This is a genomic window from Streptomyces sp. YIM 130001, assembly GCF_003574445.1.
Taxonomy (GTDB): domain Bacteria; phylum Actinomycetota; class Actinomycetes; order Streptomycetales; family Streptomycetaceae; genus Streptomyces.
Map to the genome: position 1 here is coordinate 1 of NZ_KZ984567.1, position 14,880 is coordinate 14,880.

General features: G+C 68.0%; 11 protein-coding genes and 3 pseudogenes. 5 read left to right on the plus strand and 9 right to left on the minus strand.

What is annotated here, in order from left to right; translation table 11 throughout:
* The 3 genes and pseudogenes from DSC45_RS29395 to DSC45_RS29405 form a co-directional block, all read right to left on the minus strand.
* Positions 1–582 (minus strand): annotated as a pseudogene (locus DSC45_RS29395) (hypothetical protein); the annotation flags it as partial.
* A 91-nt stretch (positions 583–673) separates the two neighbouring features.
* Positions 674–1,267: an ISAs1 family transposase gene (locus DSC45_RS29400; protein ID WP_119295031.1), complete on the minus strand. Its 594-nt coding sequence runs from the start codon at positions 1,265–1,267 to the stop codon at positions 674–676.
* Positions 1,268–1,382: 115 nt separating this feature from the next.
* Positions 1,383–2,198 (minus strand): DUF6008 family protein, encoded by an 816-nt coding sequence (locus DSC45_RS29405; protein WP_240434910.1) that lies wholly within the window; start codon positions 2,196–2,198, stop codon positions 1,383–1,385.
* Between the two features lie 579 nt (positions 2,199–2,777).
* On the opposite strand from DSC45_RS29405, the gene DSC45_RS29410 reads away from it, so the two are divergent.
* The 3 genes from DSC45_RS29410 to DSC45_RS36160 all read left to right on the plus strand — a co-directional run bounded on the left by DSC45_RS29410 (position 2,778) and on the right by DSC45_RS36160 (position 4,544).
* Entirely contained in the window at positions 2,778–3,386 is a 609-nt protein-coding gene (locus tag DSC45_RS29410) for a TetR/AcrR family transcriptional regulator (RefSeq protein ID WP_276145479.1), read from the plus strand.
* 96 nt (positions 3,387–3,482) lie between these two features.
* Positions 3,483–4,031, plus strand: a complete 549-nt coding sequence (locus DSC45_RS29415) for a hypothetical protein (RefSeq protein WP_119295033.1) — start codon at positions 3,483–3,485, stop codon at positions 4,029–4,031.
* Between the two features lie 207 nt (positions 4,032–4,238).
* On the plus strand, positions 4,239–4,544 hold the full coding sequence (locus DSC45_RS36160; RefSeq protein WP_205571465.1) for a hypothetical protein: 306 nt from the start codon (positions 4,239–4,241) through the stop codon (positions 4,542–4,544).
* Positions 4,545–4,615: 71 nt separating this feature from the next.
* Here DSC45_RS36160 and DSC45_RS29425 read toward each other — a convergent pair whose 3' ends face one another.
* Positions 4,616–5,719 carry an IS701 family transposase gene (locus DSC45_RS29425; RefSeq protein WP_240434911.1) on the minus strand — a complete coding sequence of 368 codons (1,104 nt, stop codon included), beginning with the start codon at positions 5,717–5,719 and terminating at the stop codon, positions 4,616–4,618.
* Between the two features lie 982 nt (positions 5,720–6,701).
* Here DSC45_RS29425 and DSC45_RS29430 point away from each other — a divergent pair.
* Positions 6,702–7,007 (plus strand): DUF4190 domain-containing protein, encoded by a 306-nt coding sequence (locus tag DSC45_RS29430; RefSeq protein WP_240434926.1) that lies wholly within the window; start codon positions 6,702–6,704, stop codon positions 7,005–7,007.
* An 851-nt stretch (positions 7,008–7,858) separates the two neighbouring features.
* Here DSC45_RS29430 and DSC45_RS29435 read toward each other — a convergent pair.
* From DSC45_RS29435 to DSC45_RS29455, 5 genes and pseudogenes are all read right to left on the minus strand, one after another.
* Positions 7,859–8,439, minus strand: a pseudogene (locus DSC45_RS29435) (transcriptional regulator).
* Positions 8,440–8,448: 9 nt separating this feature from the next.
* Positions 8,449–9,978 (minus strand): helix-turn-helix domain-containing protein, encoded by a 1,530-nt coding sequence (locus DSC45_RS29440; protein WP_119295035.1) that lies wholly within the window; start codon positions 9,976–9,978, stop codon positions 8,449–8,451.
* A complete protein-coding gene (locus tag DSC45_RS29445) occupies positions 9,978–10,301 on the minus strand; it encodes a hypothetical protein (RefSeq protein WP_240434912.1) in 324 nt (107 codons plus the stop codon). The genes DSC45_RS29440 and DSC45_RS29445 overlap by 1 nt, the downstream gene beginning before the upstream one ends.
* Positions 10,302–11,995: 1,694 nt before the next feature.
* Positions 11,996–13,006: a YdcF family protein gene (locus tag DSC45_RS29450; protein ID WP_119295037.1), complete on the minus strand. Its 1,011-nt coding sequence runs from the start codon at positions 13,004–13,006 to the stop codon at positions 11,996–11,998.
* Positions 13,007–13,078: 72 nt separating this feature from the next.
* Positions 13,079–13,531 (minus strand): hypothetical protein, encoded by a 453-nt coding sequence (locus tag DSC45_RS29455; protein WP_119295038.1) that lies wholly within the window; start codon positions 13,529–13,531, stop codon positions 13,079–13,081.
* Between the two features lie 616 nt (positions 13,532–14,147).
* On the opposite strand from DSC45_RS29455, the pseudogene DSC45_RS29460 reads away from it, so the two are divergent.
* Positions 14,148–14,719, plus strand: a pseudogene (locus DSC45_RS29460) (IS110 family transposase); the annotation flags it as partial.
* Positions 14,720–14,880: the final 161 nt, after the last annotated feature.

The following is a 14,880-nucleotide window of genomic DNA, read 5'->3' on the forward strand; positions in this document are numbered from 1 at the left end:
CCCCCGGCGGTACGACCGCGACAGGCCGGCCCTCCCCCAGGTTTCCCGGCGGAGCGCCACCCCTCCGGCGCCCCACACCGACCACGAACGCACCCGGAAGGTCAGGGGCTGAGCGTTCTCATCTGATGGGAGTGACGAGGTCGAGTGCGTGGTCGGTCGTGACCGGTAGTGATCTGCTGCTTGGGTGTCGTTGCTCCAGCCGACGAGGTTGGCCAGGGCGATCGCGAGGTTGCGGAAGGTGGCCAGGGCTCGGGGAGCGTTACGGCAGGCGTCCTCCTGGAGGGTGGTGTCGCGGATGTGGTGCAGGGCCTCCACTTGCCAGTGTCCGCGTACGGCTGCGGCGAGTTGAGCTGCGGTGGCCTGCTCGGCGGCCAGGCCGGCGACGGCGTAGACGCGCTCGATGGTGACTTTGCCGGTGCGGATGTCGCGTCGGCGGCGGACGATCTGCAGTGCCTGAACGGCGTGCGGGAAGGCGAGCCCGGCGACGGTGGCGGCCTTGAGCCGGCGGATCTCGTCGCGGCCGTAACCGGCTTGGCGAGTCTTGTCCAGCAGCGGAACGTCCCGCCAGGGCAGCTTCTTCACCGCTGTCGGAGGCCGGGGTGGTTGGCCTTGACGACTGCGATGTAGTGGGCCTTCTTCGCCTCGATGAGGAAGCGCGCGTGATCGGTCTGTGTCAGCAGGGCGTCGAACGTGACGACGGTACGGCGAGGTGGAGCGGAGTGAGCAGGGGCCGGAACGCGGTGATCTCGTTGCTCTTGGAGTCGACCTGGCGCTGGGCGATCACGGCGCGTTCGCCGTGCACGACCGCGGCGAGCAGGTGGACCGCGGTGCGGGTGGCGGTGCGCGAGCCACGCAGGGTCTTGCCGTCCACGGCCAAGGCCCGCAGTCCTCCGGTCGGTTCGGTGTGACCGACGAGCCAGTGACCGATGGCGTGGTCCAGGGCGTCGGAGTCGATCCAGGCGAGCAGGCGCCCCAGAGTGCAGGCGCGGGGCACCCTCGCTCCCAGGCCGAAACGGGCGCGGATATCGGGCGGCGCAGCAGCTACGAACCGGGCGATCGCCGTCAGCGTGGCCGCGCCGCCGAGGACCGCGACGGTGCACAGCGCGAGCAGGACACCGAGCCGGTAGCGCCGGCCCTGCCGTCGGCGCGGATCCGGAAGCGTTTCCAACACCTCCGCGAGGACGGCGAGTTCCGCCGGATCAGTGGCCGGGGAGTCCGCACGGCGGGCACGGTGGCAGGACAGGACTTCGATCGTGGAAACTGACATCCGGACGCGGCCCCTGAACGATCAACGGCTTCAGACACCTTGATCATCAGCGGTCGCGTCCATCGTATGACTGCCGGGCCCACCAGGCCGAACACACACGATCACGGCCGACCACTCATCTCGCCACGCGAGAACCCTTCAGCCCTAGGGCAGGGACGGCCCCGGATGCGGCCCGACCACCTACTGGGCGCCCAATGCCCGTGTCGTTCCCTCCTTGCCCCTCCTCGTATCCAGCCTTGACCGTGCGCTTCTCCTTCCACAGGTGGTAGAGGGCAATGGCGAGGATCGCGGTGCCGACCAGGTTGGCGACGAAGTGCCACCACACGCGATAGGTCACCAGCGCTGGGCCGGGATCAATTGCACCGAACCAGGTCGACAGACCGATCGCCCTACTGGCCCCCAGGGCCACTGAGGCCGTCAAAACGATGTGCTCAATACCGTGAATGCCCTGCATCCAGACGCCCATCTTGGCCCACGTGCGAGTCTTGAGGTGCCCGGTGGCTCGGCGGGTGATCTGCACGATGCCGACGAGGCCGGCAAGGAAGATGAAGTTTCCGGTCAGGTGCAGGATCTCCATGCCCAACTCGGGCTTGGTCGGGTCCACCTGGCCCATGCCACGCGCGAGGCTGTTCGCCCAAGGAGTCATCCAAGAAGGAGCGTACGGGTTCGCCACCCAGTATCCGGCCTGGGCGACGTGCTCCTGAAAGTGGCCTATCTGACCGACCACACCAAGACCGATGACGGCGACCGCGGTCTTGTGCAGCCAGGAACGGACAGGTCCACGGTTTGCATAGGCGAGTACGACAACTGCCGCCCACATGGCCACGGCCCAGCCGATGAACACGACGGCACCCCAAGTGTCCAGCAAGGACACGGCACCGCCCATCTCGTGACTGCCATGGCCTGCGTGTACAGAGGGCCCGTGGTCCATAGGTGGACTCCTTGTCCAGGTCGCGGTTGGTACTTCGACTTATGGTCCGCCACCGTAGGAATCCCCATTCCCCAGAGGCCACTCCACGTGTGCTGTGTTCATCCACAGGCACGGCAGCGCTCTGAAAGGGATGACCGTCGTTGCGGAACGCAGAGCCACGGCAGGTACTCCAGGTGACGTGTACGAAAGGCCCGCTCGCCGCCCTGCTGCTCCTGTTGTGCCGCCGAGGACCGCGACGGTGCACAGCGCGAGCAGGACACCGAGCCGGTAGCGCCGGCCCTGCCGTCGGCGCGGATCCGGAAGCGTTTCCAACACCTCCGCGAGGACGGCAAGTTCCGCCGGATCAGTGGCCGGGGAGTCCGCTGGCAGGCACGGTGGCAGGACAGGACTTCGATCGTGGAAACTGGCATGCAGACGCGACCCCTGAACGCTCAACGGCTGCAGACACCTTGATCATCAGCGGTCGCGTCCATCGTATGACTGCCGGGCCCACCAGGCCGAACACACACGATCACGGCCGACCACTCATCTCGCCACGCGGGAACCCATCAGCCCTGCGCAATCCGTACTCGCGACGGCATCCTCAGCGCGGCGGCAGCCGAGTTCGAGCGCCGAGGCTATCTGGGCACCCGGCTGCAGGACATGGCGTCCTGCCTGGGCATCAGCAAGGGAGCGCTGTACTTCCACTTCCCCTCCAAGCAGGCCCTCGCGACGGCCGTGGCGGCGCGGCAGCACGACCTGGTCCCACGCCTCATCGCCCGGTTGCGACCGCGGCACGAGAAGGCCACGGAGGTGCTGGTCGCCCTGGCCGGTCAGGTCACGTGGCAGCTGATGCACCGACCGGACGTGCACGCCGGGCTGCGGCTGATCGCCGAGGACCAACTCGTGGGCCACAACCGCCCGGCCCGCACCGAGGACTTCGTTCATCCGTACAGCGCCTGGGCCGGGGCGATCGACGAGCTGCTGCGTGAAGCCGGCGGGCAAGGCGACATCCGCCCCGGCATCGATACGTCCGCCGCCGCGCGCAGCATCATGTGCGCCTTCGCCGGATTGCGTCAGGTGCTTCCGGAAGCCTGCCGTGTCCGCCCCCATGAATCCGGCACCTGGGCCGCCGCGCCGCGGCAGTTCCTGCAGTCCCTTCTCCTGGTGCGGGAGATCGGCACGGTGGAAGACGTGGGCGTCGACTGAGGCCGTCATTCTGGCGTGCGGAACCGCCCGTCCTTTTCCGATGCCGACCGCAGGGAGTTCCGTACATGGCAGTCAGCACCCGCACCCGCCCCACTCATGGACCGCGAGGTCCTGGGCCGGCTGAACAGCAGCGGGCACCGGACAGCGTTGAACGTGTACCTCTTCATCGTGCTGGCCCACTGGGCCGAACACCTCGCCCAGCCGGTACAGATCTACGTCTACCACTGGCCGGTCAGCGAAGCCGGTGGCGTTCTCGGCATCTACTTCCCCTGGCTGGTCACGTCGGAGTGGATGCACTACGGCGATGCCCTGCTCATGCTGGCGGGGCTGATGCTGCTCCGCCTCGCGTTCACCGGGCCCGCGCGCACCTGGTGGAACTTGTCGCTCGGCATCCAGGTGTGGCATCACCTCGAGCACCTGCTGCTGGTTCAGGCCCTCACCGGGGCATTCCTGCTGGGCCGGCCGAAGCAGACCAGCATCATTCAGCTGGTCTTCCCGCGGGTGGAACCGCACGTGTTCTACAACGCACTCGTCTTCGTGCCGATGGTCGTGGCCATGCTGCTGCACCGGCGCCCCGCGGCCCCCGCGCACGCCGTACGGTGCGGCTGCGCGCGCCCGCCCGTGCGGGTGGGGCAGCCGGCGTGACCGCGCGTGCCGTACCGTCGCGGCGGATGACCGTGGGGCTGCTCTACCGCTCGCTGCCCAACATCGGCACGGCGCTGCGGGCGGCGACGGGGGACAGCCGGCCCGGGACCTTCACGGCAGAACGGCTGGACTGTGTCCAGCATCCCGGTCACGAAAGCTGCAGCTGGTCGGGCACCTTCCGGCCCAGCGAAGGCGGCGCCGTCAAGCGTGCCGCCTTCGCTGGGCTGCGGCCGCGGCAGCATGCGGCCGGGCGAGAAGCGGCCGGCGATCGACATCGGTCTGCGGTCCAAGGTCTGCGATCCGCAGGGCTCCAACGAATGGATCTTCACTGCGGCGCTCCTGATCGCGGGCCTGGGCATCCTGGTCTTCCTGGCACGCAGGCACCTCATGCCGCCGCCGGAGAGGCCGGAGCCTCCGCAGAAGGCGGAGGAGCAACAGCAGCCGGAAGCAGCGGAGCAGATGCCCGTGAGCGAGATCGCCGGAGGTGCGGGGGAGCACCGTCGTCATCGGTGACTCCCCGGCCAGCCTGCGCATGGCACCGTGCGTTGCTCCGCGGCGAGAGGCGGCGGTACCGCGCGGGCGGCTCAGGAAGCCAGCGCCGCCTGCCGTCCGGGCATGTTCAGCGTGCTGTGCATGTACGCGGCGGTGACCAGGGTCATGTGGTGGTGCCAGCCCGGGTAGGACCTGCCCTCGAAGTCCTGGAGGCCGAAGTCGCTTTCCAGGTCCCGCAGCGCATGCCGCGTGCGCGACTGCACCATGGCAATCACGTCCTCGCCCCTTTGCTGCACCATGTTGGTCAGCCACAGGGCGGCGGCACGCGGCTGCCGTTCACCACGCACGGACAGCAGGCGGTAGGTCCGTTGCAGCGGTGGTTCGTACGGGCCGGTGTGCGGCAGGCCCACGAGGTCGGCCTGGACCCTCAGGGGCCTGCCGTGCGGCGAGTAACAGGTAAGCGTTTCGTTGCTGCCGCAGCAGTCCGGATCGGAGAACTTCCCCGCCGGCAGTACGTCGGGCAGGCTCCGGCCATCGTGCCGCTGGGCGTTGAGATGGCGGCCGACCACCAACGGCAGGTTTCCCGGCACGCCTATCGCGAAGTCGCATCCCAGTTGGCTGAGCCCGCGCACCAGCGCTGCCGCGCCGGACTGTGCACTGAGATCGGCGATCACGGGGACGGATGCCAGGCGGGTCCGCCGGCTCATGGCGCGTGCCAGATCAAGGACGTGGCCGTCCAGCCCCTGCGCGGAAGCATCGTCCGGGATACGGCTGCGTGCCCGGCGGTCGTCGTCCCGGATCCACGCTCCAGGTAACAGCAGTCGCCAGTCGACGGGTACCGCCCCCTGCTGATGGACGAGGAACCCACCGATGCCGACCTGGCAGTTCACCGATCTACCGGTCTCGGGGAAGAAGCGCCGGTGCACGCCGCACGAGTGCTCGCCACGCTTGCGCAGGACGGCCACGTCGATCTGCCAGGACAAGGGGGTCAGCCGCTGCTCCGCCCAGCGCATGAGCTCCTGGTACGCCAAATCCCACTCCCAGGGACTGGCGTTGACGAACTGGTGCAGCGACTGCGCGGCCGTCGGCGAGTCCGAGATGGCCGCCGCCAGCCGCCGCACCGACTTCTTGCCAGGGGTGCGCAACAGGCTGACGAGGTAGGCGTGCGCCCAGCGCCGCTGATCGGCGCGGGGCAAGTGCGCAAAGATCTGCTCTGCGAAGTCTAGGACAGATGTTTGTTGCCGGAGCGGGCTTGTTGTGTGCACGGCGCGGTCCCCCAGTTGACTCAGTGATGAAGAGCTGGCCGAAAGAATAACGGCCGACCCCCTTTTTTGAACCGCTCGCGCCGTGGTGCAGACCACTTCGGGAAGTCGCCGGGGCATCCGCGATGGGGGCACGGCAACACGGGTGACAGGACCGGGTAGCTGGTGTCCACACGTAACTGCCAGTGCCCAGGCGGGCCGTGCGGGACGGGCTGCGCCAGGACGACGTCCTCGGGGATCAGTCGCCCCACCGAGTGCGGGGGCAGCGGAGGTGTGAGCTCGGGTGCCTCGGCGAAGATCTGAGCCGCATCTCCCCGTTCCCCGCGCATGCGTCGATAGACGGCCGGGGAGCAGCAGGTGAAACGCGTCGAGGCTACGGCCAGCAGTTCGGCCCCGCGCATGACCTCGAATTCCATGGTGACCTCGGCCGGCAGTTCACGTATCCGGCGCATCTCGGTGGTCTTGACATGCAACTGCAGGTCCGCAGGCCGACGTTCGATCCGGAGAGCCTGCGGATTGACGGCATAGCGGCAGGAACACCTCGGCGACGGAGGCGCGGTGCACATACTCTTAGGGGACGGTGGTGGTCCACGAACACCTGCTCCGGTGCCGGTCGGACACGACCGACGACCACCGATACCCCGGGTTCAACGCCCGCCCCGCTCTTGGGCAACCAGCGAGACGCGTCATCGAGTTGTTCGCGTTCATCATGGCTATCTCGTCATACCTTCGCCGCAGAGGACCCGAGACGAATGCTCTTTTTGATAGCCGCACTACTCGTACTGGGCATTATTGCCGGAGCAGCAGCTCAGATTCCGCCGGTCGCCAGCCTGGTCGCAGGCACCGCGATTGCGGCCTGGCTCCTGGCGTTCTTCATAGGCGAGCGCCGACGGGCAAGGCGGTGATGGCCATGACCATGGAACGCACGCTCGCCACTCCGTCCCTCGACGACGTGTCCGCCGACCCTGAAAAGCCCGCCGGCCGCCGGCCCAGCGGAGCCGACGACTACGCCGTCGCATCCTTCGTCGCGGGACTGACCGGGTTACTGGTGTTCAACCTCGTGCTGGGGCCCTGCGCACTGGTCTTCGGCTCCATGGCCCTGGCCAACCGCACGACCCGCCGCGGTCGCGCCGTGCTCGGCCTCACCCTCGGCGCCGCCGACCTGATCGTGATCAGTGTGCTCGTCACGATCAACGGAACAGTGTCCTGGTCGGCGGACTGACGGTCCCTGCACCACGTCAAAGACGCCGACGCTGTCGCACACCCCGCAGCGGGCCGCATCGGCGACACCTGCCGCGCCCACGGGCTCATCGGCACCGGACGGGACTGCACCGAGGTGACGTTGGCCCCACCCACGCGTGGGATTGGGCAGCACAGCATCCTGATGCGGCCCTGCGGCAATCCCGTTCTCCCCAGACGTTTGTGCCGGTTGGCCCACACCACGGGCGAGCCTTCTCCCGGCGTGCTGAGCCCGACGACTGGCCCCACCGTCACACATGGACTGGCATCCTCACAGCAACCACCGTACTCCCCGGCACCCGACGCCGGCCGGCAGGCCGCGTGACGCCAGGAAAGGGGAGCAGCCACGCACACCTGGGACGTCGCCGCCGCATGCCGTCTCGCCCAGCCCTTCCCGCCGGCGCTGGCCACCGACCCGCTGGACCTCGCTCCGATTCCGGTCGGCGCCTCCGACCGACAGGATCGCTTTGTGCCTGTGCCAGAACGTGGAAATCCATGGGCCGGGGCGGCGGAATGCTCCTCGCGACAGGGCCGCCGTCTCACGGCGCGGGCACGGACGCGCTACGCGAACCGGGCCCTCCATGGCTTCTTGTTGAGCCTCCTGCCGGAGCGAGATCCACAGCAACCGATGGCCAGCGCATCGTCCTCGGAATCAAAGGTTCTGACACAGGCACTTTGCGGGGCCACTCACTGCGCCGCACGTGGCCGGCCCGGCTGAGAAGCCGCTGACCGGAAACCTCGCTCGGCCCACCCGCGACGGGCCGGGTAGCCTGTGTCGCTCAGCCTGTCCACCATCCGCCCCGTCACCGGTACGGAAGCTAAGGTCCCACAACTTCACGCGGCGAAGCCGATGTTGGTGCAGTACTCGTAGGCGCCATAGCCATAGTCGGAGCCGAGGTCGGGCAGGATGCCGTCGGTCCATGCGTCGCCGAGGCCCTGGTCGTCGCCTGCGGCCCAGGCGTCGACGATCGGGTCCCAGTGGCGGACGTTCATGGTGCGGTAGGGCACCACGCGCTGGTGGGGGCGGTTGACCTGGGACTGGTTGAGCGGGTGGATCTCGACGCGGGTGCCGCGGCCGTCGCGGTTGAGGCGTTTGAGGAGGTGGCGGGCGACGTTGTGGCGGCGCACGTCCCGGTAGGTCTGCTCGATGCGGGCGAGGTTCATCTTCGACGGGGAGCGCTAACGTCGAGCAGGCCTTCACGGTGCAGTCGGTGACGGTGAGGCCAGCCTCACGGGCGGCGGCGCGGGCGTGGTCGGTGCGGGTGAGGTAGTTCAGCCGCGCCATCAGGCCGCGCTTGTGCGGTGACGGGGGTGGCGACGCCGCCCGCGAGGTCGTCGAGGCGGCGCGCGACGACGTCGGCGCCCTTGGCGCCGCGGGCACCGAACTTGCCGAACTCCAGGCTCCTGTCGGGCATCTACCGCTCCTATTGTGGGGACGGGTCGGTTCCCGCGGTGTAGGAGTCTTTGACCTTGACCTCGCTGACGCCGCGGCCTTCGGGGAACACATCCCGCCAGGCGCCGATGAGGTGGAGTTCGTCGGTGCCCATCGCGCGGACGACCGTGAGGCCCGCTTCGTGGGCCTTGAAGGCCTTCATCCACAGGTTCGCGAACGCCTGGGAGCGGATGATGTGCATCCAGTCGGGGCGATAGAGCTCCCGGTTGTAGTTCGACTCCCCCATCGTGGACACGAACTTGGAGTACATGGCTTTCACGTACTCGAGTGTCACCGGGTCGTCCTCGGCGAGTGCTCGGTCGCGGGCGTCTTTGAGGGCTACGCGGAACTTCTCCAGCAGGCCTTCGGTGGCTCCCGAGGTGTAGGACTCGTGGATCTCGGGCGGATCGCACAGGCCGTACTTGGGGCCGGACAGGCGCAGCAGGAGGCGCAGGGTGGGTTCGGTGACCCACAGGGGGCCGGGTTCGTCGCGCTGTCCGATCGGGTTGGGGAGCACGGTGTCGTGGTTCCAGGCGGGTGGGGTGATGAGGTGGATACCGGCGCGGCGCCGGTCGTGGGGCAGGCCGGTCGTGTGCTCGAGTTGGCCGAGCGGGAGGTGGGTTTTGAGGGCGGACAGGTAGGCGCCGTTGATGTCGAGAGCGGTGATCTCGTGGGCGCCGGGCGGGAGTTCGGGGCGAGTCCATTTGGGGCGTGCTTCCCAGATCTGGTCCGCGCCGCGGGATGTCTGCTTTTTGAGGACATCCGGGACCCAGGGGTGAGCGATCACGTCGTAGCGGCCGCCCTTACGAGTCTCGTCGAGCAACGCCATCGCGTCCGGGATCGCCTTCTTCACCAGCGCCGCCGTGGCCGCGTCGACGTCACCGTGGTGAGTAGTCAATGCAGCTTGGACTGCGTAGGTGATGAGGTCGGTCGCCTCGTTCGACGGCTGGAAGGCGCGCCGCGTCGACGTCGCAGCCCCCGAACCCTGCGGGTGTCGGCTACGGCCGTTGGCCCCGGGCGTGTGGGCAGTTGTGGGCTGGGTTTCTTGGTGGGGTGCCGGTTGTGCGGGCGGGGTGGTCGGCGCGCAGTCGGCGGGGTCCAGGTGCTGAGGGAAACCAGCCACTCGCCGGTGAGTCAGCTTCCCGCACAGCACACACGACTCTGGGACCGCCAGGTCCTCGACATCGTCGCCGTCGGCGTCGCCGGCGGGTTCCGGCGCGAACTCAACGTCGGATCCCGCCGACGGCATGTCAGGTGTTTCCGGGGCGGGGGGCTGCGGCGGTGTGAGTTTCGCAGCCAGCCCGTCCAACAGGTAGGCGTACTTTGTCCGGATCTCGCCCGACGGGTCCCGGCCCGTCTCCCAGCCGGTGACCGTCGACGGGGACACCCCGACGGCCCGGGCAACCTGCGCCTTGGACAGACCGGCCTGCTCGCGCAACTCCCGGCGGACGTCGGCGTCGGGGAGCTGCGCCTCGGAGCCGACGCCGGCGAGGAGCGAGTCGATCGCGTCGAACTCCCCCATCACCCCTCCTCTTCCGGGCTGGTGCGCTTGGCACGGCGACGCTCGGCGAGAGCGGGCGTCACGGTCTCCTTGACCCGCTGCTCCCCCCAACCGGTGATCTGCGCAGCACGACCGATCCTGCCGTGCACCGGCCGACCCGTCACCGGATCCCGGGCCAAATAGACACGCAGCACGTCAGCCACCCGGGCTTCAGCGGCCCTCAGTCTCTCGACGGCTTCAGCCAGGTCGGCCTCGCACTCCACATACGACATACCGTCGACGATATCCGATTCATAACCGTTCCCAAATCCGTGACAGTCATCATTCTGCAGATCACACAGCATTTCCAAATGCCGCAAACAAAATCGAGACCACCGCTGACCCCGACACCGCCCACGACACCCCCAAGACCGCGTCCGCCCCCCTAAGCCTCGAACTGGACAACACCGACCAGACCTCGTTAACCCCCACCCTGGACATCGCACCCACCTTCCAACAGACCGTCCGCGACAACCAAAAGGCGTTCACCACTCAAATTCGCGCCGAATGTCAGCTGCCGGGCTGTCCGAACGGCTGCGCGCGAACCGCCCGCGCGTCAGGCACGAAAGCACCCTCGAGTCCCACGCACGCATCCTCGTGGACGTTTGACGAGGCGACTGGGCAACCCCTCGGCAGACGCCGACGCACCCGGGCGCGCACGGGCCGTGCACATCCGCGTGCACTCCAATCACATGATGCAGACCTCAACGCGCTGGCGTCGCAGTGCCGCCGGTGACTGTCCGCCCCAGCACATGGCCAGCGTCACAGGCAGGATGGGCAGCGCGAGCGTCGCGTTCCCCGTGGCCGCACATGCCGGCCAGCCTCAGCCGACGCGGCTACGGGGAACACACCGCCCGTACTGCCACTAACACGCGACCAGTGGAACCGTGCGGCCACAACACCAACGCCGCAGCACGACGCCGGACAGGATGGCCGTCCGTGACCGCGGCGGGCAGGGGCGATGCTGGGCATGAGGAGCCTTCCGAGAGGTTCGTGGACTTTCACCCCCACGGTGACGGCGACCGGCACCCATCGGCACAGGACGGCACGGGTTCACCCGTTCACGCCGCAGCGACCGGCTAGTCATTCTCGATCCACTGCTTCCTCAGCCTCGGGATCACGCAGTCACGCACTCGCCCCGCACCAGGCCGGCCTATGCAGCCCGCCGCACGTCAATGGCGGGAGGGGACAGCTCGCGCTGCGAGTGAGCCGCCTCATAGTGATGGTGATGCAACACAGTCGGTAGTGAGCGCCGCGAATGCCGCGTCCGCAGGCAGCCGACTCGATCACTACACGAATCCAGCCGAGCTGGTCCTCTCCCCCACCGCCGCCGACCGCGTCACCGCCCTGGGCCGGGCCCCGATGACTCACCTCACTCACGCCCTGCCCGGCTGGCCCATGACGGCACGGCGCAGGCGCCGTGGCCACCGTCACTTGCTACGACAGGTCCAGCTGGCCTTCACCAGGGCGCCCGGGACACGGAGTGGTGAGTCCGCATCGTGGTCGGGTGGGCCGTCACTGTCAGCGGCAAGTAGGCAGGCCGGGGAAATCATCCATCGTGGGCGTTTTGATCTCCTGGGCCGCATCGACCTCGTTATCTCCCTCCGCTCGCGACGAAGGGGGTTGTGGGGTGCGAGCGGCGATGTGTCCGAGTACAGCGGAAACGAGGAATGGATCGTGCATGCATTCAAGAATGCATGCCGCTCGCAAGATGTGTGCTGTCGAGACGGGTGCGATCAGCGTCAATCACCCTCATGACCTTCCCCCGGTGCAAATACGCGGGAGGCCGCTAGGATCCGGCACAAAATTTCACTATTCACCCTCTTCAGGTGTTGCCGGCGCGCAGTTGTACAGGCGGTCGGCGGTCACCGATCCGCAACGTGCACTCCGGAGCCGACGGAGGAGCGTGCTCAGGGCGGTGTGTTCCATCCGGGCCAGCGGTGTTCCAGGGGTGCGTCGGCTCGGGACCGGATGACCCGAACCTTTGGATGCGGGCTCCTCAGGCGCTCCAGCCGACCAAAATGGCCAGAGCTGTCAGGCCCAGGCACAGCGCGGCGTTGACGATCCGGTGCTCCCAGAAGACCGCGACGAACTCACGGATGGTGGCGCTCGGCCAGAAGTACGAGGCGGTCGGCGAGCCGATGACCTGCCCGCGCACACCCTCCCGGCGGGCGGTCATCGCCGCACGGAAGGCATGAAAGTTGTTGGTCACCACGACGCAGACGTAGCCATCGTCGGCCGCCTCCATGATCCGGCGACTGAAGCGCAGGTTCTCTCCGGTCGTGCGTGACTCCGATTCCTCGACCACGGTCGTCGGGTCCGCGCCCTCGGCAACTAGCCAGCGTCCCATCGCCTCGGCCTCGGGCAGTTCCTCGTCCGGCCCCTGGCCGCCGGAGGTCAGCAGCACACAGGGCTTCGCACCGCGCGCCACCTGGTCCTGCTGGACGCGCAGTCCCCTTTGCAGCCGCGAGGCAAGCAGCGGAGGCACGCGCTCGCCTTCGATGAGCCCGGACCCCAGCATCACCACGTAGTCCACGTCGCCCCGCACTCGGATGCGGCTGTAGAGGAACGCGTACGCCAGAAAGCACAGGAACAGGAATGCCACATAGCCGGTGACCAGTACGACAGCGAGGATGAACGCCTGGTAGGCACGCGACGAGCCGATGTAGTCGGCGCTGACCACCAGAGCCAGCACGGCGAAGATACCCACGCCCGCCAGGCCCGACAGGAGGTTGGCGGGCCGACGCCCCTCCTTCCGGACCATAGTGAGCCCGTTGAGCAGGAGAAAGCAGCCCAGGATCACGATGGCCACGGCGGGCACGACGAAGACGAGGCTGTAGATGAGAACGGCCGCCCTGCCTGGCAACCGGTCCACCTGCGTCAGCAGGGCGAACGACAGGCACAGCACGGTCAGTCCGAGCAGAACCGCGTTGCTGAACTGTCGTCGGTCCCGCCTCACGCCCCAGCAGAACCAGAGGAGGAAACCGGCTGTCGGCACAAAAGCGAGCATCGAGGACCTCGGAGCGTTCGGCCGCGTGATGCGGCGGGAAGGACGAGAACCATTGCGCGGGGAGCACGCAGCTCACTGCGCGGAGCGGCGGTTGCCCTCCACCCAGTCCTCGTTCGTCTGCCAGGCGTACAGCGTGTGTCCCTTCATGGCGACGTAGTACGAGCCACACCGCCCCTGCGCGTCGTCCGTGATCCCGCCGGGGAACCAAGCGGCGTCGATCTCGGGTTCCGGGGTCTTCGCAGCGTCGAGCGGCTGGCACGGTGCAGGCAGCTTGCCGTCGGGGAGTGTGGCCTTGAGGATGCGTTCGCCCCCGGTGGTGCGCATGGCGTACTCGACGGACGAGGCGCCGTCCGGGAGCCAGCGCGGAACGGACTTCCTGTCCGCTTTGGCCTCCTGACCAGTCGCGTAGGAAGACGCCTCCTCGTGCCGGCCCTCGTACCACTGCTTGGCCTCGGGTACGGCCACCGCGCCTGCCACTCCCAGTACGGCCACGACGGCCAGTGCACCTACCAGAACGCCACGCATTGTCTCTCCTGTCCAGAATCAAGAAGTTCCGTTTCATCCATTTTCGTACTTCTTGCCATCTAGAACATCCACCTTCCTGGCGTATGGGGGTAGTCCCCTGGTAGCACGCACCCCTGAGACGCCCCTGACTGCTCGATTCGCGATCGCGCGGCAGGTCGTCCCGCAGGTGAGGTTCTGAGCGACGGGCCTGAACAGCTGGGCCTTCGCCGCAACGAGCTGACACTTCGTGATTGAGGCGCTTGGAGTGCGATGCCATCGGTGACAGGCCTTTCCGAGTAGCGCCGGCGCCCTCCGTACCGCACGTCCGCAGGCTCCGGTGCGGCCCGGACGGGCACCTCGGCATACCGGCGGGAACACGAATGAAATGCAGGGCCCTAGCAGGCTCCGTTTGCATGACGATGCCGGTTACCTGCGCGCTGCACTTCCCCTCCCCCGTCATCTTTCGCGGTCCTGCAAGAGGGCCGCGAAAGGATGACGGGGGCGCTCCGAGGGTCCTGCCCGATAGGCGTCGTCGACCAGGGCTGCGCGGGCGGACCCACCTTGCGGGAGCTGACGGCGCCGGGTCGAATCAGCGGTGACTCGCTGACTTGGGGTCATGGCGCTGAGGCGGCGGGGCGAGATCACCGCCGAGCTGACCGTACTGGTCGGCTTCGATCAAGACGTTGTCGCCGGGACCGCCCGCGCCAGGAACCGCATCGGCGGCCTGCTCACCCAGTTCCTCCTCCCCCCCCAGCCTGGAACGCGTCCTTGGCCCCCGGCTCAGCCACCGGGCGGTGACCTGGCTGCTGGAACGCTACGGATCTCCCGCCGCCCTGCGAAAAGGGCCGGCCGCCGCAGACTCGTTGAGGTGCCCCGGCCCAAGGCCTCACGCATGGCACGGCGGCTGATCGACGACGTCTTCGACGCCCGCGACACCCGCGACACCCGCGACACCCGCGACACCCGCGACACCCGCGACGAGCAGACCGTAGTGTCCCCGGCACCGGCGCCCCGGGCGTCGTGGTCGCCTCGATGGCCCGCTCGCTCGTAGCCATTCACGAACAACGACGGGCTCTGGAAGCCCAGATCGACACCCTGATCTAGGAGCACTCTCTTTCCTGGGTCCTGATCTCGATGCCGGGTATCGCGGTCAGGAGCGCAGTCGTTCTCCTGGTCACCGTCGGCGACGCCACCAGCTTCCCCACCGCCGGACCCGACAGGATTGTCTGTTGCTGTGGCCCAGGGAAATGAGCCGGAAGTATGTGGCCCAGTCGGGAGCAGCTTCTTCCCGTCCTGCGACCTCGCCCCGGCCGGAAGGCTCGCGAACCACACTGCACACCCCTGGAAAGTGGAGGTGCCACAACCGCTGG